The organism is Moraxella sp. TY6, from assembly GCF_048551375.1.
GTDB lineage: Bacteria > Pseudomonadota > Gammaproteobacteria > Pseudomonadales > Moraxellaceae > Faucicola.
Genome location: NZ_JBLYZJ010000008.1, coordinates 103,737 through 127,298 on the forward strand (window position 1 = coordinate 103,737; position 23,562 = coordinate 127,298).

General features: G+C 45.0%; 19 protein-coding genes. 6 read left to right on the forward strand and 13 right to left on the reverse strand.

Features of this window, described 5'->3' with window-relative positions:
• Nucleotides 1-16: 16 nt before the first annotated feature.
• The 11 genes from nuoG to ACK1U4_RS07785 all read right to left on the reverse strand — a co-directional run bounded on the left by nuoG (nucleotide 17) and on the right by ACK1U4_RS07785 (nucleotide 10,962).
• Entirely contained in the window at nucleotides 17-2,992 is a 2,976-nt protein-coding gene (nuoG, locus tag ACK1U4_RS07735) for an NADH-quinone oxidoreductase subunit NuoG (RefSeq protein ID WP_419400653.1), read from the reverse strand.
• Between the two features lie 9 nt (nucleotides 2,993-3,001).
• Nucleotides 3,002-4,489, reverse strand: a complete 1,488-nt coding sequence (gene nuoF / locus ACK1U4_RS07740; RefSeq protein WP_419400698.1) for an NADH-quinone oxidoreductase subunit NuoF — start codon at nucleotides 4,487-4,489, stop codon at nucleotides 3,002-3,004.
• Nucleotides 4,489-4,998 carry an NADH-quinone oxidoreductase subunit NuoE gene (gene nuoE, locus ACK1U4_RS07745; RefSeq protein WP_419400654.1) on the reverse strand — a complete coding sequence of 170 codons (510 nt, stop codon included), beginning with the start codon at nucleotides 4,996-4,998 and terminating at the stop codon, nucleotides 4,489-4,491. The genes nuoF and nuoE overlap by 1 nt, the downstream gene beginning before the upstream one ends.
• Before the next feature lie 12 nt (nucleotides 4,999-5,010).
• Complete coding sequence (nuoC, locus tag ACK1U4_RS07750; RefSeq protein ID WP_419400655.1) at nucleotides 5,011-6,777, reverse strand: NADH-quinone oxidoreductase subunit C/D; 1,767 nt, start codon at nucleotides 6,775-6,777, stop codon at nucleotides 5,011-5,013.
• A gap of 141 nt (nucleotides 6,778-6,918) precedes the next feature.
• Nucleotides 6,919-7,581 (reverse strand): NuoB/complex I 20 kDa subunit family protein, encoded by a 663-nt coding sequence (locus ACK1U4_RS07755; protein WP_419400656.1) that lies wholly within the window; start codon nucleotides 7,579-7,581, stop codon nucleotides 6,919-6,921.
• Nucleotides 7,582-7,664: 83 nt separating this feature from the next.
• Nucleotides 7,665-8,195 (reverse strand): NADH-quinone oxidoreductase subunit A, encoded by a 531-nt coding sequence (gene ndhC / locus ACK1U4_RS07760; RefSeq protein ID WP_419400699.1) that lies wholly within the window; start codon nucleotides 8,193-8,195, stop codon nucleotides 7,665-7,667.
• 551 nt (nucleotides 8,196-8,746) lie between these two features.
• Nucleotides 8,747-9,418, reverse strand: coding sequence for an outer membrane lipoprotein chaperone LolA (lolA, locus tag ACK1U4_RS07765; protein WP_419400657.1), 672 nt, complete (start codon nucleotides 9,416-9,418; stop codon nucleotides 8,747-8,749).
• A 234-nt stretch (nucleotides 9,419-9,652) separates the two neighbouring features.
• Complete coding sequence (gene rpmA / locus ACK1U4_RS07770) at nucleotides 9,653-9,916, reverse strand: 50S ribosomal protein L27 (RefSeq protein ID WP_419400658.1); 264 nt, start codon at nucleotides 9,914-9,916, stop codon at nucleotides 9,653-9,655.
• Nucleotides 9,917-9,962: 46 nt separating this feature from the next.
• On the reverse strand, nucleotides 9,963-10,274 hold the full coding sequence (gene rplU / locus ACK1U4_RS07775) for a 50S ribosomal protein L21 (protein ID WP_419400659.1): 312 nt from the start codon (nucleotides 10,272-10,274) through the stop codon (nucleotides 9,963-9,965).
• Nucleotides 10,275-10,421: 147 nt separating this feature from the next.
• Complete coding sequence (locus tag ACK1U4_RS07780; protein ID WP_419400660.1) at nucleotides 10,422-10,682, reverse strand: type II toxin-antitoxin system YafQ family toxin; 261 nt, start codon at nucleotides 10,680-10,682, stop codon at nucleotides 10,422-10,424.
• Entirely contained in the window at nucleotides 10,669-10,962 is a 294-nt protein-coding gene (locus ACK1U4_RS07785) for a type II toxin-antitoxin system RelB/DinJ family antitoxin (protein ID WP_419400661.1), read from the reverse strand. The genes ACK1U4_RS07780 and ACK1U4_RS07785 overlap by 14 nt, the downstream gene beginning before the upstream one ends.
• 227 nt (nucleotides 10,963-11,189) lie before the next feature.
• Between ACK1U4_RS07785 and ACK1U4_RS07790 the strand changes: the two genes are divergently transcribed.
• Nucleotides 11,190-12,182, forward strand: a complete 993-nt coding sequence (locus ACK1U4_RS07790; protein WP_419400662.1) for a polyprenyl synthetase family protein — start codon at nucleotides 11,190-11,192, stop codon at nucleotides 12,180-12,182.
• On the opposite strand, the gene ACK1U4_RS07795 is transcribed toward ACK1U4_RS07790, so the two are convergent.
• Nucleotides 12,179-12,733 (reverse strand): TetR/AcrR family transcriptional regulator, encoded by a 555-nt coding sequence (locus ACK1U4_RS07795; RefSeq protein WP_419400663.1) that lies wholly within the window; start codon nucleotides 12,731-12,733, stop codon nucleotides 12,179-12,181. The genes ACK1U4_RS07790 and ACK1U4_RS07795 overlap by 4 nt on opposite strands.
• Nucleotides 12,734-13,049: 316 nt before the next feature.
• Between ACK1U4_RS07795 and ACK1U4_RS07800 the strand changes: the two genes are divergently transcribed.
• From ACK1U4_RS07800 to ACK1U4_RS07810, 3 genes are all read left to right on the forward strand, one after another.
• Complete coding sequence (locus ACK1U4_RS07800) at nucleotides 13,050-14,453, forward strand: efflux RND transporter periplasmic adaptor subunit (protein WP_419400664.1); 1,404 nt, start codon at nucleotides 13,050-13,052, stop codon at nucleotides 14,451-14,453.
• 24 nt (nucleotides 14,454-14,477) lie between these two features.
• Nucleotides 14,478-17,642 (forward strand): efflux RND transporter permease subunit, encoded by a 3,165-nt coding sequence (locus ACK1U4_RS07805; protein ID WP_419400665.1) that lies wholly within the window; start codon nucleotides 14,478-14,480, stop codon nucleotides 17,640-17,642.
• Between the two features lie 261 nt (nucleotides 17,643-17,903).
• Entirely contained in the window at nucleotides 17,904-19,439 is a 1,536-nt protein-coding gene (locus ACK1U4_RS07810; RefSeq protein ID WP_419400666.1) for an efflux transporter outer membrane subunit, read from the forward strand.
• Nucleotides 19,440-19,547: 108 nt separating this feature from the next.
• Here the strand turns inward: ACK1U4_RS07810 and ACK1U4_RS07815 are convergent, their stop codons facing one another.
• Complete coding sequence (locus ACK1U4_RS07815) at nucleotides 19,548-20,033, reverse strand: thioesterase family protein (protein ID WP_419400700.1); 486 nt, start codon at nucleotides 20,031-20,033, stop codon at nucleotides 19,548-19,550.
• Between the two features lie 259 nt (nucleotides 20,034-20,292).
• Here ACK1U4_RS07815 and hemB point away from each other — a divergent pair, with 259 nt between their 5' ends.
• Nucleotides 20,293-21,297, forward strand: coding sequence for a porphobilinogen synthase (gene hemB, locus ACK1U4_RS07820; RefSeq protein ID WP_419400667.1), 1,005 nt, complete (start codon nucleotides 20,293-20,295; stop codon nucleotides 21,295-21,297).
• 410 nt (nucleotides 21,298-21,707) lie between these two features.
• Nucleotides 21,708-23,561 carry a phosphoenolpyruvate carboxykinase (GTP) gene (locus ACK1U4_RS07825; RefSeq protein WP_419400668.1) on the forward strand — a complete coding sequence of 618 codons (1,854 nt, stop codon included), beginning with the start codon at nucleotides 21,708-21,710 and terminating at the stop codon, nucleotides 23,559-23,561.
• Nucleotide 23,562 lies beyond the last annotated feature (1 nt).

The window sequence follows — 23,562 nt, forward strand, 5'->3', positions numbered from 1 at the left end:
CGAATAGCGTGTTCCATTATACCCCCTCAGTTGGCGTGGTGGTGTGGGTCGTTGGGTTGATTGACGATGAATTGGCTTTTTTAACATCCACGGTAAAGTTAGTTTGAGCCAATGCACCCATCAATGCAGGCACTTGACCGACTGGATAACCAATACAGTTTTCTGCCAAATAATCAACGATTTGTACAGGCAAGGTCGCTTGTGCATCATTCACCGTTACCGTAATCGCATCGCCTTGTTGTAATTGCCACGCTTGTGCATCGTCAGCCGATACGCTAAACACAGGGGCAATCAGTTGTGACTGCATCACCTCACTGCGAGCGGTCAACGCATCACTGGCAAAAATATTATAAATCGGTACAAGTTGGTTACTGGCAGGTGTCACGGTTGGGGTGACATAATCACGTTTTGGCAAACGGGTCATACGGTCAAATAAACGCACACCGGGGTCACCGTGTTTTAGGTGTCCGCCTACTTTGTCTTGGTATTTATTCCAAGCTTGTGGTGAGTTCCACCCTGCTGACCATGCAAACGGAATCATCGCAGAATCAGTCTGTGTACCGACATAACCTTCTTGTGAGAAAGTCAAACCTGTGTCAATATCTTTGGGTTGCTCTGGCTCATGCACCGAAATCGGGGCTCGCATGGCGGTACGACCAGAATAACGGCGTGGCTCACGAGCAATTTTTAGCCCTGTAATGCGATAATCAGCACTTGGGGCAGCTTCGGTAATGGCTTCTAGCACAGGGTGGGTATTGGCAACCGCAGTCACCACATCGTCAAGCTGTGTCCAGTCAATCGCACGACCATTGAGTTCTGACTCAACAGCGTGTAACCAACGCCAGCTCTCTTTTACCATACTTTGTGGGCGGTAATACACAGGGTCATACACTTGGAAGAACCGCTGGGCTCGACCTTCAGCAGATACCAATGTACCGTCAGCCTCGGCAAAAGTTGCCACAGGTAGCACCACATCGGCTTGGGCGTGCCACGCATAATGCTCATGGTCTAGCACAATCACGGCTTTATTGGCGGTTAATTGGGCAAATTGGGCTTGGGTCAAACGACTGGCAATGTCATTTTCCATCACCACCACCACATCGGCATCGCTCGCTTGATTCGCCAGTTCATCAATACCCAAACCACCCAATAGATTGACACCAATGCTATTGGCATTTGGGACAGTCAAATACAAACTGGCTTTATCGGTATAGCCTTTGGTCATTTGCATCCGTTGTGGGCGTTTGACTTGTTTGGCTTGTTCGGCAAATTGAGCCTCGTCCATGGTTTGTTTTAGCTGTGCTTGCTCTTCATCAATCTTGGCAATTTCAGCATCCACTGCGACATTATGCGTATCGACAATGCCTTTTTCATAAGTCATCACATCGCCACGTTTTGGCTGAATGGCATTGGCAATTTGAGCTGCCGATTCAATGATGGCGGTGCTACCCAACGCTGTGCCTGAAATAATCAGCGGATTGGTGGCTTTTAGCAAAGTTTGGGCGATATGTTTGGCAAAGGCTTGCATATCGCTGTTATCGCTACTATCAATCACTAAGTCTTTGGGTAATTGATTGGTGCTAAGTCCGCCCAACTGCTCGGCAATGGCAAAGCCCAATTGAGCGATATCGTCTGGGGTCGCCACACAACTGACTTCGGCAATATCATCAAGACGAGTATCTTTGACATCAATGATAAAAATGGGGCTGTAGTCTTTTTGTCCAATGCGTGCCACTGGCTCTGCCAACCAATCTTGGGTTTTTAGGGCATCTGCCATCGCCTTGGCTTTGTTTTTGGCAGCTTGACGTACCGCCAACGCAACACGAGGACTGGTTTGGGTAATATCTTCACCCAAAATCAAAACCGCATCATGTTTTTCGATATCACGCAAGGTTGGTGTCACTACATCTTCGGTGGTTAACACATCAATGCACTTTTGCACCAAGTCTTTTTGTGCCTTACTCACGCCAATGCTAAAGTTTTCTGCACCGACCAAGCGTTTGAGGGCAAAGTTAGATTCAAGGCTAGCGACTGGTGAACCAATGCCCACGATTTTTTTGCCTTGTAAACGGGCTTTCACCGCATCAATGGCATAATCGACACTCACAGGCGATTGTTTACCATTAATGGTTTCAAGGGCTTGAATCGGACGGTCAGCACGGTTGACATACCCATAACCAAAACGCCCACGGTCACACAAGAAATACGCATTAACATCACCATTAAAGCGATTTTCGATACGGCGAAGTTCACCATAACGCTCACCTGCCGAGATATTACAACCTGTCGAACAGCCATGACAAATGCTAGGTGCATACTGCATATCCCATTTGCGATTGTAGCGGTCAGAGTGGGTTTTATCAGTAAATACCCCAGTTGGACAAACTTCGGTCAAGTTACCAGAAAATTCGCTTTCCAATTGACCGTCTTTATCACGCCCAAAATACACACGGCTGGCAGACGCATACACGCCCAAATCCTCGCCCCCTGCGTAGTCTTTATAATAACGTACACAGCGATAACAGGCGATACAACGGTTCATCTCATGGTTGATAAACGCCCCCAAATCTTGGTTTTGGTGGGTACGTTTGGTAAAGCGATAACGGCGACGGTTATGCCCTGACATATAAGTCATGTCTTGTAGATGACAATGACCGCCCTCTTCACAAGTCGGACAGTCATGCGGATGGTTGGTCATCAAAAATTCGACCAAACTTTTGCGGAAGTTTTTGACTTCGGCATCTGTCACTGAAATATACATATCAGGGGTAGGATTGACCATACACGACATGACCAAACGTCCACGCCCTGCTTCATAATCTTCTTTGTTATTGTATTGCTTGACCGCACATTGACGGCATGACCCCACCGAGCCTAACGCTGGGTGGTAGCAAAAATACGGAATGTCGATACCCAAAGACAAACAGGCTTGGAGCAAGTTATCCGCACCATCGACTTCAACATCTTTTCCGTCTATATGAATAATTGCCATGTTAATTCCTTACGCTTGCCCAGTGGCTGTTTTGACAGGTTGATAAACTTCCACCTTCCCACTATTGTTGCTAGTATGAGTAGTGCTACTGTGAGAAGGAACGCCTGTTGGCGATAATTTCTCAACAACCGCTTGACTGGCTAATTTGGCTTCAAATTCTGGTTTAAAATATTTTAACGCACTCATTAAGGGTTCCATCGCCCCTGGGGCATGAGCACAGAAGGTTTTACCCAGCCATAAATCTTTGGTCAATTGTTGCAATACATCAATATCGACCTGTTGACCTTGCCCTTCATTCAATGCGGTTAAACATTTGACCGCCCACGGCAAGCCATCACGGCAAGGCGTACACCAACCACAAGATTCACGAGCAAAGAATTTTTGCAAATTCAACTGTAACGCCACCATGTCTTGCTGTTCGTCAACGACCATAATCAAACAAGTGCCTAGACGGCTACCTGCTTTCATGATGGGTTCAAAATCCATCGGTAAATCCAAATGCTCATCACTGGCGGTCAAAAAGTCAGTTGACGCACCCCCAGGTAGCCACGCTTTAAGTTTACGACCATCTTTCATACCTTTGGCATAATCAAAAATAATCTCACGAGCAGTCGTACCAAATGGCAATTCCCATAAACCGGGTTCATTCACCAAGCCAGAACAGCCCATGATTTTCGTACCGGGGTTTTCGGATTTGCCTTGAGCAAGCCCTTTATACCACTCCACGCCATGTAGCATAATCGCTGGCATATTGTTGAGTGATTCAACATTATTCACCACGGTTGGGCGACCCCATGCTCCAGAGATTTGCGGAAATGGTGGCTTGGTACGAGGATTGGCACGGCGACCCTCAAGCGAGTTAATCAATGCGGTTTCTTCACCGCAGATATAACGCCCTGCCCCTGTGTGAACGTGCAAATCAAAACTATAACCAGAGCCAAGAATATTATCACCCAATAAGCCATTGGCACGGCATTCGGCAAGGGCATCGTTTAAGCGTTTGGCTGCCTCAATATATTCACCACGAATAAAGATATAACCTGCGGTCGCCCCAATCGCATAACCCGAGATAATCATGCCTTCAATGAGCTGAAACGGTAGGCGTTCCATCAATAGGCGGTCTTTGAATGTGCCAGGTTCCATCTCATCGGCATTACAAATCAAATAGCGAGGTCCGCCGTCTGGTGGGGTCATAAACGTCCATTTTAACCCCGCATTAAAGCCTGCACCCCCACGCCCACGCACGTTGGCATCTTTAATCATGTTGCCGACTTCTTTGGTGGTTTTGCTAAGGGCGATTTTTAAGCCCTCAAAACCTTTTAAGCTTTCATAAGTGGCTAAATCAAGCACCGATTCATGGTGTGCCAAACGCCATGTTAGAGGCTTGGTTTCACTGGTAGCGGTGGCTTTGTCGCCATAAATAGGAATGGTCTGCTCACCAAGCTGACTGGGTGATTTACCAATTTTGCGGTTATTGATTTGACGGGTCAAATTCATCATACATATAGCTCCAATAACTCAGCGACTTCTTCTGGTAACACAGGCCCATAAGTGTCTTCATCAATGAGTACCGCTGTGCCTTTGTCGCAGTTGCCGAGGCAACAAATCGGCAATAAGGTAAAGCGATTATCAGGGGTGGTTTGACCAAAGCTAATGCCCAACTGACGCTCAAACGCTTGTCCCACACTCTCACTGCCGACCAAATAACAGCCAATTGAATCACACACCATAATGATATGGCGACCGACTGGCGAGCGGTAGATACGGTTATAAAAAGTTGCTACACCCTCAACATCAGTCACAGGAATTTGCAAAATATTGGCAATGGCATTGACTTGGGCATCATCGACCCAGCCATTACGGCGTTGCACAATTTTGAGTGCGTCCAATGAGGCAGCACGGGCTTGGGGATAATGGTGCATAAACTCATGGATTTCATGAATTTCTTCTTCGGTTAATATGCTATTAATATCAACCTTTGGCGTTTTATCAGTTACTATTTTCATGATAATTCTCTTTTATCTATCCACATCCGCCATGACTACGTCAATTGACGCCAAGTAAATAATCAAATCCGACACAAGGCTACCATTAATCACACTTGGCATCTGCTGTAAATGGGCAAAAGTCGGCGTGCGAATACGAGTACGATAGCTCATGGTTGAGCGGTCAGAAATCAAGGTATAATTGGTAATCCCTTTTACTGCCTCGACCATCATAGACGTTTCGCCTGCTGGCATGACAGGTCCCCACGATACCGAGATAAAGTGGTTAATCAAGGTTTCGATGTCATTTAAGGTACGGTCTTTTGGTGGTGGCACTGCCAATGGGTGGTCAGCTTTATACGCACCTGATGGCATATTGTTTAGACATTGTTCAATAATACGCAGTGACTGACGAATTTCTTCGATTTTGACCAAACAGCGGTCATAAGCGTCGCCATTGTAAGCAATTGGCACTTCAAAATCAAAGTTTTCATAGCCAAGATAGGGGCGTGCTTTACGCAAGTCATATTCCACGCCTGTGGCACGCAGACCTGCCCCTGTCACACCCCATGCCAATGCCGATTTGGCATCGTATTGGGCGACTTGTTGGGTACGCAGTTGTAGCACCTTGTTTTTCATGGTGGCTTTAAAATATTCATCAATACGTTTTGGCATCCAGTCAAGGAACTCTCTTACCAAGCGTTCCCAACCATTTGGCAAGTCCATCGCTGTACCGCCAATCCTAAACCATGCTGGGTGCATCCGATAGCCTGTCACCGCCTCGATGACATCGTAGGCTTTTTGACGATCGGCAAACATATAGAATACAGGGGTCATACCGCCTGCGTCTTGGATAAATGTTCCCCAAAACAGCAAGTTATTGGTAATACGGAAAAATTCACTCATCATAATACGAATGGTGTTGGCACGGTCTGGCACGGTAATGCCTGCCAATTTTTCCACTGCCATGATGTACGGCAATTCATTCATCACACCGCCAAGATAGTCGATACGGTCGGTATAAGGGATAAATGAGTGCCAAGTTTGGCGTTCGGCAATTTTTTCTGCCCCACGGTGGTGATAGCCGATATCAGGAATACAGTCGATGACTTCCTCACCATCGAGCTGTAGCACGACACGGAATGCACCGTGAGCCGATGGGTGGTTTGGTCCAAGATTGAGGAACATAAAATCTTCATCACGCCCAGAGCGTTTCATGCCCCACTCTTCTGGGATAAAACGAAGATTTTCCTGCTCAAACATCTGTTTACCTTTATCAAGGTAATACGGTGGTACTTCGGTCGCACGAGAGGCGTATTCTTTACGTAGTGGGTGACCTTCCCAATATTTTGGCAATAAAATACGAGTGAGGTGCGGATGACCGTCAAATTTAACACCAAACATATCCCACACTTCACGCTCATACCAGTTGGCATTTGCCCAAATCCGAGTGGCGGTAGGAATGTTGAGGTCGCCTTCTTTGAGGGCAACTTTGACACGGATATCACTGTTACGCTCAAGCGACATCAAATGATAAAACACGGTAAAGTCGCTATCAGGCTGACCGTCACGGTGCTGACGCAAACGCTCGTCAATGGCGGATAGGTCTAGCAACATGACATAAGGCTTTGGCACAGTGCGAAGTGTCATCAATACGTCAAGTAAATCTTGTTTGGCAACCCAAATGGTGGGCGTACCATCAACGGTTTGTTGGGTCACAAACGTATGATTTTTTTGCGTTAAGACTTCTAAAATACTAAAGTCATGGCTGTGATTTCCAGAACTGGGATTTATACTCATCATTTATTCCGTATTACAAGAAATTAGTTTAAAATTTCTAATCAATCTAACCAAATACCTAATTTATTTGCTTGGGTCTATTTGTTTGGGCGTAGGCTTTACGCCCCGACTGCTTACCTATTAGGTTTGATATCACCCGAATCACTCAATATTATCTGGACTACGTAAGTTTTTGACAGCAATACGGTCAGCTTGTTTACGGTCACGCTCAGGTTGCATAATCGGCTGATAAATCCCATCGTCTTTAACATGGATACCCAGCGGACGGCGTTCTTTGGTCACTTGCTCTTGCAATAACATAATCGCTTGAATCAATGCCTCTGGGCGTGGCGGACAGCCTGGAATATAAACATCAACAGGGATAATTTTATCCACCCCTTGCACCACCGAATACACATCGTACATACCGCCAGAATTGGCACACGCACCCATCGAAATGACCCATTTTGGCTCAAGCATCTGCTCATACAAACGCTGAATAACAGGGGCCATTTTCATAAAACACGTCCCTGCCACAATCATCACATCTGCTTGACGAGGTGACGCACGAATCACCTCTGCCCCAAAACGTGACAAGTCATGCACACCTGTCAAAGTCGTGGCATATTCCACATAACAGCAAGACGTACCAAAGTTAAAGGGCCAAAGCGAGTGTTTACGCCCCCAGTTGGCAAGGCTATGGGTCAAATCTTCAAGACGTGTCATCACCACGTTTTTATTGACTTCTTCTTCGTCAATGATTTGACGTGTCTGAGCGGGGAATCTATCCGCATCAGGATTGGCTTTGGTCAACGTGTATTTCATAATCTACAACCTTACATCGCTAAAACGTCATCGGTAAACTCATCACAAAAAACCCTGTCAGCATGGCTCACAAGGCTTAGGGATTAGTTAAACGTATTTTTGTTTGTGGTTTTGTTCATTGCCCCAGATAATTGGGCAGGGATTTTGCCTGTAGGGTCAACTTCTAACTCTTCAATACCATTAAAGCGGGTGATATCCGCCAAATTAAACCCAGCAGGGGCTTGTGTGAGGCGTGGGGCTTTAGGCTTACGGTCAATGGGCGACCAATTTAACGCACCCAGTTTTAGCAAATAATATAACCCAATCAGTAGCTCTACCACGAAAATCAACACGGTAAAAAAGCCTATCCAACCTGCTTCTTTCACAGACACCGCATAGGTGTATAGGTACAAGGCTTCAAGGTCAAAAATCACAAAGAAAATCGCCACAATATAGAATTTGGCAGACAGGCGAATACGAGCCGTCCCTGCACCGACCACACCTGACTCGAAGTTCTCTTGTTTTTGGAAACCCTTGGATGTACCGCCGAGCAAACGTGGCACGACCAACATAAAAATGCACAGCCCAACCGCCGCCAAAATAAAGACTATCGCTGACCAATCAAAGGCTGGAATCATAGGAACGCTCCGACACTACTCATCAGTGATTTAGTGAGCTGGCAAGTTCATATTGAACCATCGCCTCTACTCAGCCAAATCGTTTACACTAGAAACTAGAAATACAATATTAGCCGTCCCAGCCTTGTGATGATGATAATGATAAAGTAGGCGTTTGGCTGTCAACACAATAAGCCTTTGACCGCCTTGATACTGGCACGGATAAACCTTCGCTTGACATGAATTGCTAGCGTTTGGTAACTTATTATTGCTGATAACTGGCTAAAACACGCATAGTTTACTCATTTTAACAAAAAAATGCTAGGGGCAAGGCAAAAACTTGCCATAAAACCCACAAATTTCTCGCATAAAAAAACCTTACACAGGGTAAGGTTTTTGGTGACTTTTCATGTAAATTGAAACATCTTTTTAGCATACGACTTACGCAAAAATGCCATTTGTAGGTTGGGTGGAAGAATGGCACTCAACATAAACCATTAAAATTGTTGGGTATCGCAAGCTCTACCCAACCTACGATTTGGTTAAATACGTAAGTCCTATAGCAAATATTATTGTTCAATCACATCCACGCCTTTGGGTGGGGTAAAGCTAAACTGACTGCTTGGAATACTGGTATTACGTTTGATATTGCTATATTTAATGGTGGTGACTTGCCCCAAATTGTCATTAAGCACCATCATCACAGGATTACCACTGTTAAAGGCAATACCTAGACTTTTAAAACTACCATTGTTATTTTTTGGGTAAAGCACATAATAATTTTTGCCTGCGGTGGGCTGAGTCACGTTGAAGTTTGCACTGATGGTGCTAGGATTGCCTGACAATAACAACGCAGGGGTATCGCCTACTTGACTATTGACACTTTGGCGAGTGGCTTGATTAAGGTCTTTGTCATAAATCCACAAGCGACTGCCATTGGCAACGACCAACTGTGACGCTGAACCATCAATCTGCCAACGGAAGTTATTGGGGCGTTGGACTGCCATTGTTCCGCTAAAATTACGGTTATTTTTGCCACCCACGGTGCTTTGGTTAAAGTTGGCGGTCATGCTTTTGACATTGGATAATAAAGCATTGAGGTTTTTGGCAGCTGATGGGTTATGGTTGGTGCTAGCTTTGGCGACTGCACTGGCAGATGGTAACCCCATCATCACAGGGGTAGCCATCAACATGGCGATTGATAAAGTGGGGGTTAATAGTTTTTTCATTGAATTTGACATCTGTTTTGTCCTCATAATGATAAATAAATGATAACTACAAATACATGAATTTGATGAGTGGTATTGTGACGCAATTTTTCTTACGCTTCTAGTTGAGCCATGCAATGGTTATTGGGCGAGTTGTAACAATTGTAACAGGTTTCAAAATGATGTTTCAAAATAACATAAAGGCAAGCAACAAAAAACCCAATAAGCAAGCCTATTGGGTTTATTTTGTTAGAAGTTAAACTGAAATTATTCAGCCGCGCCTTCAACAAATACATAACGGCGGTTGAATTTGCCTTTTACTGCAAATTTTACCACGCCATCAGTCAAGGCAAATAGGGTATGGTCACGACCCATGCCTACGCCTTCACCAGCGTGGAATTCTGTACCACGTTGACGAACGATGATGTTGCCAGCGACAACTTTTTCACCGCCAAATACTTTTACGCCCAACATTTTTGGGTTTGAGTCACGACCGTTACGAGTCGAGCCTGCTGCTTTTTTATGTGCCATGTCAGTTTCTCCTAGCGAGATAAATTAGGTTAGGTCAAATCGCAAATTAAGCGGTAATCGCTGTAATTTTTAGCAAAGTGTACCATTGACGATGACCTTGCTCTTTGTGGTAATGCTTACGGCGGCGGTGTTTTACGATGCGTACTTTTTCGCCACGACCGTGTTCAACAACTTCAGCAGTCACAACCGCACCTTTTACAACAGGTTGACCGATTTGGATGTTAGCACCGTCAACAATCATCAATACGTCTTCGATTTTGATAGTGTCGCCTTTTTCAGCTTTTAAAAGCTCAACTTTAAGAAATTCGTCTTTTACGACACGGTGTTGTTTACCGCCACTTTTGATTACTGCATACATTTTGGTTGCTCCAAAACTACCCGTACACCGTGGCTGTTACCTTAACAACACTTCTTAACGGATACACAGGGATAAAATTTGAATGCGAAATTCTATAGGTTTTTGGGGCAAAATGCAAGGTATTTTGCTTTTTTAGCAACAATAATTTTAATTTTTAAATAAATTGCTATGGCTGTCAAGTGCAACCAATTTGATATCATCGTCTAACACTTCATACACTAACAATAAATCAGGTTTGACATGGCATTCTCGGTATTGTTTGAGCTTGCCTTTTAATTGATGGTCTTTGAACTTTTCGGGCAAGGGTAAGTCATTGCTCAAACAATTTAACACTTCAATGAGCGAAGCGGAAAAGCCATGTTTTTTCAAGTCTTTAAAAAATTCATTGGTAGTTTTAATGGCTTTCATTGACCGCCCTTACCAACTCATCGACATTATCAAAACTTAATAAGTCATCACTTTGTGCCTGTGCAATGGCTTTGAGGAGTTTGGCAGTCGGTACTTTGCTCACGTTTTGTGCGGTGTCATTTTGATAGGATAAGGACAAAGGGATTTCTTTGGTGCTGACGATTTGGTTAAAAAACATTTTGATGGCTTGGGTGGGTGATAAGCCATAACTGGCTAACACTTCGGTGGCTTGGTGTTTAAGACCTTCATCAATCCGCACGTTAAAATTGGTCGCTGTCATGGTTTTACCAGTATTTGTATATAAATTTATGGCTATTGTATGGTTTTTTTTATACAAATTCAATGTAAAACATGATGATTTTGATAGGTAATGCTTTTTATAATCATCACTTTAGCAAAAATTTACTACTTCACGGTTTTGGGCTGTGATATATTTAATGCGTTTATGCCAATTTTTGCCAAATTAGGCTTATAATACACGCCAAATTTTGATAGTTAGGGTCAAAGATGACAGCCAATAACAGCAATCCCATTACCTATAACCAAATCCAAGCCATTGTTGCTCAAGATTTTGACACCATGGATAAACAAGTTTTTGGTAGCCTAAACTCCAAAGTCAAATTGGTCATGGCAGTCAGCCAACACGTGATTGACGCAGGGGGTAAGCGGATGCGTCCGCTAATTTCGCTGTTATGCTCTCGCATTTGTGAGGATAAGCCATTTGAGCCTGCGATGCACTTGGGAGCGATTACTGAGATGCTCCACACCGCCACATTAGTGCATGATGATGTGATTGATGCGTCTGGCATGCGTCGTGGCAAACCCACTGCCAATGCGACTTGGGACAATCCGACAGCCGTGCTAGTAGGGGATTATTTGATTGCTCGTTCGTTTAATTTGATGGTGGATTTTGGTTCGTTGCCGTTACTCAAACTATTTTCGGATGGAACGTGCGATATCGCTGAGGGCGAGGTGTTGCAACTCCAACATCAACATGACCCACAAGCCACCGAAGATGATTATATGAAAATCATTGACGGCAAGACTTCACGGCTATTTATGATGGCAAGTCAAGGCGTGGCGATTTTGCATAGCCGCCCAGAGTTTGATGAGGCGTTTGGTAAGTTTGGACAGCATTTTGGCAATGCGTTTCAGATTATTGACGATGTGTTGGATTTTACAGGTGACAGTGCGGTTTTGGGCAAAAATGTCGGTGATGATATCGCTGAGGGCAAGCCAACTTTGCCTTTGATTAAGGCATTGGCAATGACGACTGGCGATGTGCATGAGAAACTACGCATTGCGATTCAGACAGGGGAAGTGGCGGATACGGCTGAGATTATTGAGATTGTGAAGTCAAGTGGTGCGTTGGATTATTGCCGTCAAAAGGCGATTGATGAAAGTGACATCGCTCGTGAGGCGGTGTTGACCTTGCCAGAATCACAATATCGTCAAGGGTTGTTGGATTTGATTGCGTTGGCAGGGCAACGCTTGTATTAAATTTTGGTCACTTCAATCATCTGTTGCCAATCCTCGACCAGTCCTGTAGGGAGTGGCAAATCTTTTTCAAAATAATACTTAAAACTTGCCAAAAAAATCGTGGACATCATGGTGGCTTGATAGTCTAAGGTTGCGTCTGATACATGGCTCATGGTTGGATGTTTTTTGGCAAGCTCAATAAAATTCTGCTTGCCCATATTGAACATATCTAGATATAAGTTGTGACGGCGAGTACGAATCTTCCATAATGCCAACATTTGCTTGCGATGTTCAAACATTTTTTGGGTATGATTTTCCATAATCACTTGCAAAAATTTGGGTTCTGCATTTAGACGGTCTAAAAATACTTGGTTAATTTCTTGTTTAAAATCATCAATCATTTGTTCCGCAAGGTCACTTTTACCATGATAGTATTTATAAAAAGTGGCACGATTGACCAACGCTTTGTCGATAATCGCTTGAATCGTGATGTCGTCATAATCTTGCTCGGTAAGCAAATCAATAAACGCCGTGCGAATTGCGACATGGGTTTTAATAATGCGTAAGTCCATTGCGTGTAACTCTCTAGCAAAGTAACGGGAGTTTTTTTACAATTTTAACAAATTTTAAAGAAATAAGCATACGGTTTTGGGTATTTAGTTTATTAAACAGTCGCTTTGTTACACATTGTTGGTTTAACTTAACTGTGTTTTTTATTTAAAATATAACCGTGATAATTTTTAGACAGCTAAACAATTATTTTTATCATCCCATCGAATAAGTAAACAATTTTAAATGATGATTTTGCCTTGTTATATTGGTTGTTTTGTCTTATTGAATTTACCCTATCCAAACAAATGTATCGTTACCCAAATTTAAGAGGTGTTTATGAAATACCCCGTTTTATTGCTAGCCTCATTGGTAAGCACCAGCCTATTAGTGGCTTGTAATAAATCCGACCCTGCCGCTGAGCAAGCGGCCGCCATGCAAAATATGCCCCCACCGACTGTGAATGTGTTGCCTGTGCAGTTTCAAGCCGTGCCATTAACCAAGCAATTATCGGGTAAAATCGTGGCGTATCAAGAAGCCGTGGTCACACCACAGGTGTCTGGGATTATCGAAAAACAACTGTTCCGTGAGGGCAGTTTTGTCAAACAAGGTCAGCCGTTATTCCAAATTAATGCCGATAATTACACGACAGGATTGGCAGGCAGTCAAGCTCAGTTGGAGCAAAGCCTAGCAAGCGTGAATACCGCTAAAGCCAATTATAACAATGCGGTGGCAAGTTTGGAAAGCCGTCAAGCGGAATTGGCATTGGCTCAAGCCAATCTCAATCGTTTACAAACCCTAAAAGGTACAAATGCCATTTCTGCCCAAGAATATGATGCAGGCGTGACCCAAGTGCGTACTGCTCAAGCGGCGGTCAAAAATGCCCAAGCCCAAATTGGTGTGGCTCAAGCCAATATCAATGCAGCCGAAGCAACCAGTCGTGGGGCAAAACAAACGGTTAATAACAATCAAATCAATGTCAATCGTACCATTGTCAGAGCCCCCATCAGTGGTGTGACAGGGCGTTCTGCGGTGAATATAGGGGCATTGGCAAATGCAGGGCAAACCACGCTATTGACCATTTCACAGATGAATCCTGTTTATATTGACATGAGCCAATCATCTGCCGAAATGCTTGCCCTCCGCCAACAACTGGGCAATGGCTCAATGCAATCCCCTGATAAAGTGCAAGTACAATTAAAACTACCCGATGGTTCGATTTATCCGCAAATCGGTCAGTTATCGTTCCGTGAATCTCGAGTGGATTCTGCCACTGGTACGGTGAATTTGCGTGCGATTGTGGGGAATGATGCAGGCTTGCTCCTTCCGGGTATGATGGTGACGAGTGAAATCATTCAAAGTGTGATTAATAACGCCGTGCTATTACCATCCACAGCGGTCACCCAAACGCCAAAAGGTGATGCGACCGTTAATTTGGTCGATGCCAATAGCAAAATCCAAGTCCGCCCGATTAAGACCAATGGCACGTTTAGAGGGCAATGGATTGTCACCGAGGGGCTTCAACAAGGTGAAAAAGTAGTGATTACAGGTGGTGCAAAAGTCAAGCCTGACCAACAAGTCGTGGCAAAACCTTACACCCCAGAAAGTAACGGAGCGTTATCGGCACAGCCACCAGCTCAAGCCCAAACTCAAGTGCAAAATCAGCCAACGGTGAAATCCAATGCCAGTGCAAGCACCGCTGTGACAGCAAATCCAACTGCCAGTAGTCCAGCCAAACCCTAACCCCATCGCAAATACAGGTGAATTATGTCACGCTTTTTTATCGACCGCCCTATCTTTGCATGGGTGATAGCCATTATGATTATGCTTGCAGGGGTGTTGTCTGTTTTTAAACTCCCTGTCGAGCAGTACCCTCGCATTGCACCGCCCACGGTGTCGGTCAATGCCATGTACCCCGGTGCATCTGCCCAAACCATCGAAGATTCTGTCACCCAAGTCATCGAACGCCAAATGAAAGGCTTGGACGGCTTGATGTATATGTCATCCACCAGTTCATCGAGTGGTATGGCACAGATTACCTTGACCTTTGAAAACGGCACAGACCCAGATACCGCTCAAGTCCAAGTCCAAAACAAACTCCAAGCCGCCACCAGTTCATTACCAGAAATGGTGCAACGCCTTGGGGTCACGGTCAATAAATCATCAAGTGGCTTTTTGATGGTATTGGGCTTTGTATCCGAAGACGGTAGCATGAGTCGTGCCGATATTGCCGACTATATTTCTGCCAATGTGGTTGACCACATTAGCCGTGTGGAGGGTGTGGGCAATGTGAATTTGTTTGGCTCACCTTATGCCATGCGAATTTGGCTTGACCCTGCCAAACTCCAAAGTTATGGTTTGATGCCTCAAGATGTCGTGCAAGCGGTACAAGCTCAAAATGCCCAAGTATCGGCAGGACAAATCGGTCAACAGCCTTCTAACAATGAACGTCAAGCCATTAATGCCACTGTCACCGTGCAAAGCTATCTACAAACACCAGAGCAGTTTCGCAATATTTTACTAAAATCTAGCAATGATGGCTCACGAATTCGCCTAGGCGATGTGGCAACCGTTGAGCTAGGCAGTGAAAACTATAACGTTGTGGCTCGATACAACGGTAAAGACTCAGCAGCTATGGGGATATCATTGGCTTCTGGGGCAAATGCGTTGGATACTCGTGAAGCAGTCGATGCTCGTATCAAACAGCTTCAGCCAAATTTCCCCAAAGGGCTAAAGGTCATCGTCCCTTATGACACCACGCCATTTGTTAAATTATCTATCGAACAAGTCGCCAAAACCTTGGGCGAGGCGATTTTATTAGTATTTGTGGTGATGTTTTTGTTTTTACAAAGTTGGCGAGCCACCATCATTCCGACCCTTGCCGTGCCTGTGGTGTTATTGGGGACGTTTGCGGTACTGTATATGTTTGGCTTTAGTGTCAACGTACTGACCATGTTTGCCATGGTCTTGGCGATTGGTCTATTGGTCGATGATGCGATTGTGGTGGTGGAAAATGTCGAGCGGATTTTGGAAGAAGACCAAAATATCTCGGTCGTTGATGCTACTCGTCAGTCGATGGGTGAAATTAGCAAAGTCGTAATTGGTATTGCGTTGATTTTATCTGCGGTATTTGTACCGATGGCATTTTTTGGTGGTTCGACTGGGGTGATTTATCGCCAGTTTGCCATTACCCTGATTACCAGTATGACATTATCGGCGGTTGTGGCATTGGTGTTTACCCCTGCGTTATGTGCCACGATTTTAAAACGCTCAAAATCACATGAAAAACATGGTGAAGGTCAAACAGGATTTTTTGCCGCCTTTAACCGTGGTTTTGAAAAGTTAAGCCGTGGTTATGAAAATTTTGTCGGTAAAAGTATCAAGCTAAAATGGCTGTATGTCATCGGTTATGCCGTGATTATTGCGGTGATGGGCTTGCTATTTATGCGAATCCCCAGTTCATTTTTACCCGAAGAAGACCAAGGCGTGATGATGACACTGGTGCAATTGCCTGCTGGTGCAAGCCAAGACCAAACCCAAGCGGTACTTGATAAAGTCAATGCGTATTACCATGAAGCTGAAAAAGCCAATGTTGAATCAGTGTTAACCATCAATGGTTTTAGCTTTGCAGGACAAGGGCAAAACATGGGCTTAGCGTTTGTCAAACTTAAAGATTGGTCAGAACGCCACGGTGAAAAAAACAGTGCTAAAGCGGTGGCAGGGCGAGCGATGGGTTATTTTATGACCCAAATGAACGAAGCCCAAGTGTATGCCATCGTACCGCCTGCGATTACCGAACTGGGTACAGCGACTGGTTTTAACTTACAACTACAAGACGGTGCAGGGCTAGGACATGATGCGTTGCTAGAAGCTCGCAATATGCTACTGGGCATGGCAAGTCAAAATAAAGACGTGACAGGCGTGCGTCCCAATGGGCTAGAAGACTCACCACAATATAAAATCAACGTAGACTATGACGCTGCCAATGCGATGGGCGTCAGCTCAACAACCATCAATGGTTTACTTAGCACAGCTTGGGGTAGTAGCTACGTCAATGACTTTATGGATAGAGGACGTATCAAAAAGGTCTATCTACAAGGTGATGCTGATAGCCGTACCACCCCAGACGACCTTACCAAATGGTATGTCCGCAATAACCAAGGCGTGATGGTACCCTTTAGCTCGTTTGCCACAGGTGAATGGCGTTATGGCTCACCCAGCCTAAACCGCTACAACAGCCTTGCCTCGATGAATATTCAAGGCAGTGCCGCTATGGGCAAAAGCACAGGCGATGCCATGAAAGCCATGCAAGATATGATTGCCAAGCTCCCTCAAGGCATTACTTACGAATGGACAGGGCTATCGCTAGAAGAACAAAAATCTGGGGCTCAAGCTCCCCTACTCTACGCCATTTCGATTTTGGTGGTATTCTTATGTTTGGCGGCACTGTATGAAAGCTGGTCGATTCCGTTTGCGGTATTGCTAGTCGTGCCATTGGGCGTACTTGGAGCGGCGATTTTCACAGGTATGCGAGGCTTTGCCAATGATATTTATTTGCAAGTCGGTCTATTGACAGTGGTGGGTCTATCCGCCAAAAATGCGATTTTGATTATCGAATTTGCCAAAGAACGCCAAGATGCAGGCTACAGCCTCTATGACTCGGTCACTGTGGCGGCTCGCCAACGTCTACGTCCGATTATTATGACTTCACTTGCATTTGGTATCGGTGTTGTGCCATTATTCTTGGCAAAAGGGGCAGGTTCTGGTAGCCAAACCGCCATTGGTACAAGCGTATTGGGTGGGGTAATTAGTGCGACCTTACTCGGGGTGTTCTTTATTCCAATGTTCTATGTGTGGATTCGCTCAATCTTTAAGGACAAACCTAAAGATAAACAAGTGACATTAACAAAAGAAGAGGTTGTTGAAGTTTAAATATCATAAATCCCCCTTTATGTAAAGGGGGACTTTCTGCTCATAAGTAACTGAACAAATTTAAATTATAGTCTTATTTTCCGTGGGTAACGCTCTGCTAACCCACGCTACAATATGGACTATTATAAGATAATTTTATTTTTGTGCTTATTAAATTTATGTATAAGACAAAGTCCCCTCTTTTATAAAGAGGGGGTTGGGGGAGATTCAAACAAATCCTTTTAATCCATTTATTTTCCCAAAGTTTCCAAAGGAAAAGCCATGAAATCCTTAAAGCATACCACCACTGCTCAACCAAACAAAATTAATATGAGCAAAATTGGCGGACTTAGCGTGTTGTTTTTAAGCCTAACCGCTTGTCAAACCATTCCCAAAGCCCAAACTGAGCCTGTCGTTGCCAATCCACAGATTGCCACCGAACAGCCTTACCAAACCTACGATAGCCAAACCATCAGTAATGCCAATCAACCCAGTATTGCCCATCAGCGTTGGCAAGATTTTTATAGCGATGCCAATCTTAAACAATTGATTGCACTGGGACTGGAAAACAACAAAGGCATTGAAGCCCAAATTCTTGCCATCGAATCTGCCAAAGCCCAATACCGCATTAAAGACAATGCCAACGTGCCGAATCTCAGTGCCACAGGCAGTGCAGGTTATAAAGGCGATTTTGACGGTAATAATAGTGATAATTATAGCGTTGGCTTAGGTACATCCTACGAATTTGACTTTTGGGGCAAAGTGGCGAATCAAAAACAAGCCAGTTTAGAGCAATTTTTTGCCACCGCTGCCGCCAAAGATACCGCTCAAATCACCTTGATTAGCAATATCGCCCAAGCCTATGTCAACTACGGCTATATCAATTCACAATTGGCACTCGCCGAAAAAACCCTCAAAAACCGTGACCAAGCCTACCAAATCAACCGTAAACGCTTCCAAGCAGGACTGGATTCCGAGCTAACCTCTGCCCAATCGCTTGCTTCGGTAGAAAGCGTGAAGAAAAACATCGCCCAACTCACTACCCAACGCCTACAAGCCCAAAATGCCATCAGTGCGTTGGTGGGATTGCCTGCTGATAACCGTGTGCTAGCCCTATTACCCAAACAAGCCGTTAAGCAAATCACGCAACAAAAAGTCTTTAGCACAGGCTTGCCCAGTGAATTATTGCTATACCGCCCTGACCTACGTAAAGCCGAACATGAGCTAAAAGCTGCAGGGGCAAATGTTAACATCGCACGTGCCAGTTATTTTCCCAATATCAGCCTTTCTGCCAATGCAGGTACAGGTAGCCTAAGTTTGGGCGATTTGTTTAAATCGGGCAGTTTTAGTTGGGGAATTACACCCAGCATCAATTTACCGATTTTTAACCCCAGCTTAACCCAACAATATAACATTAGTGAAATTGCCCAACGCCAAGCCTTGAGCCAATATGAACAAAACATCCAAACTGCTTTTACCGAGGTAAAAGATGCCCTCGCCACACGTGCGACATTAAACGCCCAATTAAACGCCAGTGTTGGAGCGACCAACGCCAACAAAAAGAGCTATGATATTTCTTATGCTCGCTTCCGTGCAGGGCTAGATAATTATCTGGGTGTGCTAAGTGCCGAAACAGGGCTATATAATAGCGAACAAGAAATCCTTGCGATTGGCAAAGAGCGTTTGTTAAGTGAAATTACACTGTATAAAGTCCTTGGTGGCGGTGCAAATGTCGATGTACCACTAGAAGCACCCATCGACACGCATAAAAACGCCAGTGACTATATCACTGATATTGCTAAAAAAGCAAAACAGTAAAATAACCTAATTTTGGGTTAGGCTAAACTATAAGCCATTGCCATTGCTATCATTTAAATCTCCCCCAATCCCCTCTTTACAAAAGAGGGGGCTTATCCCAAGTTCAGGTTAAAACGCATAACTGGCGATACCGTGAGCGATTTTTTTACCCTCGTCATTGACAAGCAACATCCGACTGGTACAGCCTTTCCGCCCCATTCGTAAAATTTCAGCCGTGGCAATAAATTCCTTGCCACGTCCGGGGGCGAGATAATCAATACGCAAATCCACCGTTGCCAAGCGTTTGACTTTTTTGGTTTGCTCCTCAAACGTGCCTTGATTGCGTTTATAAATCTCAAACATCCCCACCAAACCGCCAATGGTATCCAAAATCGTGGCGGTCATGCCCCCATGCAAAATCTGAAAATTGGGGTTGCCGATTAACTCTGGTTTTAGTTCAACACGCCCGACCATTTCCCCGTTTTCATAACTAAATTTGCTGGAAGTGTGAGCATTGAATGGGCTAAGCCCCATGATAAAGGCTAATCGCTCGCCTATTTCGTCAATATTGGCGTGTGTCTCTTGGCTATGGTCGGCTTCAGATTGCAATTCGATTTCATCGACTAAGTCGCTATGCTCTTGAACATCAGGCTCTTGAACACCAAGTTCTTGAACATCAGTATCTTGAAAATTGGACTGTTGAAAATCGTCTAAATCGAGATTATTGTTTGGTTGATTAGCGTCATGATTAGTTGATAAATTCACAGCCCACTCCTTGCGTATGTTAGAATATCGCTTAAAATCTGGCTATTGTAACAAATTTACACCTTTATTCTAAGCAGTTGAAAGAATTTTATCCAAAAGCGAGGCTGACATGACCTATATTTTTAACCGCTCTTTCCCCAACACTCGCCTACGCCGTCTGCGTTATAACGACAATATCCGTGCAATGGTACAAGAAACTTCGCTTGAACCGAAACATTTGATTGCCCCTGTGTTTGTACTTGATGGTAAAAATCAACGCCAAGCCATTGCCAGTATGCCGAATGTCGAACGTATGAGCGTGGATTTGCTGATTGACCATGCCAAAGAGTTATTAAGCCTTGGTGTAACCACCATTGACCTATTTCCTGTCATTGACCCAAGCCTCAAAACCCCTTTGGCAGAAAATGCCTATGACGAAAACGGACTTGCCGTCACCGCCATTAAAGCGATTAAAGATGCCGTACCAGAAATGGTGGTGATGACCGATGTTGCCCTAGACCCTTACACCAGTCATGGACAAGATGGTGTGCTAGACGACACAGGCTATGTGGAAAATGACCGCACCGTGGAGATTTTGGTCAAGCAAGCCCTTAGCCACGCACGAGCAGGGGCGGATATCATCTCGCCTAGTGACATGATGGACGGACGCATTTTGGCACTTCGCCAAGCCCTTGATGGCGAAAAATTCGTCAATACCGCTATCATGGCATACTCTGCTAAATATGCCTCTGCCTATTACGGTCCTTTTCGTGATGCGGTCGGCAGTGCAGGCAATCTCAAAGGCGGACATAAAAAACAATACCAAATGGACTTTGGCAACCGTGCCGAGGCGTTACACGAAGTCGCCCTTGATATCCAAGAGGGAGCGGATATGGTGATGGTCAAACCCGGACAGCCGTATCTTGACCTTGTGCGAGAAGTCAAAGACACCTTTGGCGTGCCAACTTACGCTTATCAAGTTTCTGGCGAATATGCCATGCACATGGCGGCGATTCAAAACGGCTGGCTCACCGAGGCGGTAATTTTGGAAAGTTTAATGGGCTTTCGCCGTGCAGGGGCGGATGGGATTTTGACGTATTTTGCGATGAGTGCAGGTAAAATGCTGAATAATTAAGCAACAGGACAAAATTAAACTTTGAATCCCTCCCCTAGCCCCTCCCAAAGGGAGGGGAATTCCCTCCACCTTTGGGGGTGAGAAGCACTGCTTCGTAAGGGTGGGGGTAAAGTAAGAGTAGGTAGTAAAATTTGTCCAATTATTTACCCCCAACTTTTACAACTAGAATTTGAAACTTTTTGTTACTTTTTAAGATTTTGCTCAACTTTTTGGGCGAAATATGGTTTAATAGCGTGATATTTTTGGTAATGCGATTTTTACGCAATTTAACTATCATGTTGATATCCCCATTATTTTGGCGACACGACTAAATTTTATATTAAACCGCTTGGCTTACGGCTTGGCGGTTTTTGTGTTTTATTTGTTTAACGATTTATTAATTTTCACTCTCTTATTGTTTGGAGTTTTATATGACCACCCCGATTGACCTTAACGTACCAAGCTATGTCAAACACCAAGGCGTGATTGATTTTGTACAGAAAATCGCTACTTTAACCAAACCTGACCGCATTGAATGGTGCGATGGCTCGGAAGAAGAAGACCAGCGTTTGTTACAGTTGATGGTCGATAACGGTACGATGGTAAAACTCGATGAAAGCAAACGCCCCAATTCGTTTTTGGCGTGTTCTGACCCGTCGGATGTGGCTCGTGTCGAGGGTCGCACCTTTATTTGTAGCGAAAAAGAAACCGATGCAGGGGCAACCAACAACTGGGCAAACCCTAGCGAAATGCGTGAAACTTTGAACGGCTTATTTGACGGCTGTATGCAGGGTCGCACCCTGTATGTCGTGCCTTTTAGCATGGGGCCTTTGGGCAGTCATATCGCTCATATTGGTGTGGAATTGTCCGACTCACCGTATGTCGTGGTGAACATGAAACGCATGGCTCGCATGGGTAAAGCCGTGTTTGATGTGTTGGGTACGGATGGGGAATTTGTCCCTTGTGTGCATAGCGTGGGCAAACCGTTGGCACAGGGCGAGCAAGATGTGAAATGGCCTTGCAACGACAATAAATACATCGTGCATTACCCAGAAACTCGTGAAATCTGGTCGTATGGCTCTGGCTACGGTGGCAATGCGTTACTTGGCAAAAAGTGCTTGGCACTGCGTATCGCCTCGGTGATGGGTCGTGAGCAAGGTTGGCTTGCCGAGCATATGTTGATTTTGGGCGTGACCAATCCGCAAGGCGAAAAACACTATGTCGCCGCCGCCTTCCCTTCTGCGTGTGGTAAAACCAACTTTGCCATGCTGATTCCACCGCAAGGTTATGAAGGTTGGAAAGTTGAAACGGTTGGTGATGATATCGCTTGGATTAAGCCGAATAAAGACGGCAAACTATATGCCATTAACCCAGAGGCAGGCTTTTTTGGCGTTGCCCCTGGTACGTCGAATTTAACCAATCCTGTCTGCCTAGACACTTTACATAAAGACGTAATTTTCACCAATGTGGCACTCACCGATGATGGCGATGTATGGTGGGAAGGGATGTCAAAACAAGCCCCAGAGCATCTAATTGACTGGCAAGGCAACGACTGGACAGCGGAAGACGGCAAAAACGGCAAAAAATCTGCCCATGCCAATGCTCGCTTTACCGTGTCTGCCAGTAACTGCCCAATCATCGACAAAGACTGGGAAAACCCTAACGGTGTGCCAATTTCTGCCTTTATCTTCGGTGGTCGCCGTGCCGATACCATGCCGTTGGTAGTAGAAAGCTTTGACTGGGTCGATGGCGTGTATAAAGCCGCCACCATGGGTTCGGAAGTCACCGCCGCCGCCGAGGGCAAGCAAGGCGTGGTACGCCGTGACCCATTTGCGATGTTGCCTTTCACAGGCTATAACATGGGCGACTATTTCCAACACTGGCTCGATATGGGCGAAAAAGTTGCCGAACTTGCCAAACAAAACAACACCACTGCCCCAAAAATCTTCCAAGTAAACTGGTTTAGACGGGATGCCGATGGCAAATTTGCGTGGGACGGCTATGGGCAAAATATGCGTGTGCTTGAGTGGATTTTGCAACGTACGACTGGCAAGGGCGAGGCGGTGGAAACACCGATTGGCTATATGCCACGTTATGAAGATTTGAACTGGGAAGGGCTAGACTTTAGCCAACAGCAGTTTGAAACGGTGACAAGTCTTGATAAGGATAAATGGCAGGCGGAATTGGCAAGCCATGATGAGTTGTTTGATAGATTGGGTAGTCAAGTGCCAGAGGCATTAAAACAGGCTCGTCAAACGACTGGTAGCCGTGTTGAGGCGATGTGAT

Excerpts from the sequence above, each read along its gene's own strand:
- nuoG (WP_419400653.1), bottom strand. The coding sequence starts at position 2,992 with ATGGCAATTATTCATATAGACGGAAAAGATGTTGAAGTCGATGGTGCG.
- nuoF (WP_419400698.1), bottom strand. The coding sequence starts at position 4,489 with ATGAATTTGACCCGTCAAATCAATAACCGCAAAATTGGTAAATCACCC.
- nuoE (WP_419400654.1), bottom strand. The coding sequence starts at position 4,998 with ATGAAAATAGTAACTGATAAAACGCCAAAGGTTGATATTAATAGCATA.
- nuoC (WP_419400655.1), bottom strand. The coding sequence starts at position 6,777 with ATGAGTATAAATCCCAGTTCTGGAAATCACAGCCATGACTTTAGTATT.
- ACK1U4_RS07755 (WP_419400656.1), bottom strand. The coding sequence starts at position 7,581 with ATGAAATACACGTTGACCAAAGCCAATCCTGATGCGGATAGATTCCCC.
- lolA (WP_419400657.1), bottom strand. The coding sequence starts at position 9,418 with ATGTCAAATTCAATGAAAAAACTATTAACCCCCACTTTATCAATCGCC.
- rpmA (WP_419400658.1), bottom strand. The coding sequence starts at position 9,916 with ATGGCACATAAAAAAGCAGCAGGCTCGACTCGTAACGGTCGTGACTCA.
- rplU (WP_419400659.1), bottom strand. The coding sequence starts at position 10,274 with ATGTATGCAGTAATCAAAAGTGGCGGTAAACAACACCGTGTCGTAAAA.
- ACK1U4_RS07780 (WP_419400660.1), bottom strand. The coding sequence starts at position 10,682 with ATGAAAGCCATTAAAACTACCAATGAATTTTTTAAAGACTTGAAAAAA.
- ACK1U4_RS07785 (WP_419400661.1), bottom strand. The coding sequence starts at position 10,962 with ATGACAGCGACCAATTTTAACGTGCGGATTGATGAAGGTCTTAAACAC.
- ACK1U4_RS07790 (WP_419400662.1), top strand. The coding sequence starts at position 11,190 with ATGACAGCCAATAACAGCAATCCCATTACCTATAACCAAATCCAAGCC.
- ACK1U4_RS07795 (WP_419400663.1), bottom strand. The coding sequence starts at position 12,733 with ATGGACTTACGCATTATTAAAACCCATGTCGCAATTCGCACGGCGTTT.
- ACK1U4_RS07800 (WP_419400664.1), top strand. The coding sequence starts at position 13,050 with ATGAAATACCCCGTTTTATTGCTAGCCTCATTGGTAAGCACCAGCCTA.
- ACK1U4_RS07805 (WP_419400665.1), top strand. The coding sequence starts at position 14,478 with ATGTCACGCTTTTTTATCGACCGCCCTATCTTTGCATGGGTGATAGCC.
- ACK1U4_RS07810 (WP_419400666.1), top strand. The coding sequence starts at position 17,904 with ATGAAATCCTTAAAGCATACCACCACTGCTCAACCAAACAAAATTAAT.
- hemB (WP_419400667.1), top strand. The coding sequence starts at position 20,293 with ATGACCTATATTTTTAACCGCTCTTTCCCCAACACTCGCCTACGCCGT.
- ACK1U4_RS07825 (WP_419400668.1), top strand. The coding sequence starts at position 21,708 with ATGACCACCCCGATTGACCTTAACGTACCAAGCTATGTCAAACACCAA.